1 protein-coding gene is annotated in these 623 nt (G+C 39.0%); it reads left to right on the top strand.

The features are described 5' to 3' along the window. Window positions 1–147 precede the first annotated feature (147 nt). Window positions 148–623 (top strand): integrase arm-type DNA-binding domain-containing protein (locus ACFIJ7_RS09775; protein ID WP_375645216.1); only part of this gene is annotated, 476 nt, incomplete at its 3' end.

Genomic DNA, 623 nt, shown 5'->3' with positions numbered 1-623 from the left:
TATTGATGTCTATAGCTTTTTATGATTCAATAAAAAAAGTAAGTATTAAAGAAAAAATCTCAAATCAGAAATTAAAGGTGGTCTAAAAGGTGGACCAAAAAAGGTGGACGAGCAATGCTTGAAAAGGTGGACGAGAGGGGACGTTAAGTGAGGGCGATTCATCGGTTGTCAGCATCATTCGTAAAGACGTCTCCGCAGGGTAAATATTGTGACGGGGCAGGGCTATGGTTGAATGTTCGAAAAGACAATACACGCTCTTGGTTTTTCCGCTATACGCACCACAATAAGCGCCGTGAAATGGGACTTGGTCCTGTTACGAAACTCTCTTTAAAAGAAGCGCGTGAGCTTACAAGATATTATAGTGATATTCTTAAAGAAGGCAATGATCCTATTGTCTTTCGAGAACAGACTATTTTAAAACAGCAAAGCAATATTTTTCAAGAAATTGCAAAAGCGGCTTTTGAAAGCAAAAAAGCAGAGTTGAAAAATGAAGGTAAAAACGGTCGCTGGTTTTCTCCACTAGAGTTGCACGTGATTCCACACATAGGTAATTTACCTATAGAAAAATTAACAGCCAATATCATTCGCAATGTTCTCGCGCCCCTTTGGCATGAAAAAGCAGA

The sequence above is a fragment of the Bartonella sp. MR100HLJHH genome (assembly GCF_042194215.1).
In the GTDB taxonomy this organism is placed as follows: Bacteria; Pseudomonadota; Alphaproteobacteria; order Rhizobiales; family Rhizobiaceae; genus Bartonella; species Bartonella grahamii.
The sequence above is the reverse complement of the archived record's forward strand: the minus strand, read 5'-3'. Positions and strand labels throughout refer to the sequence as shown.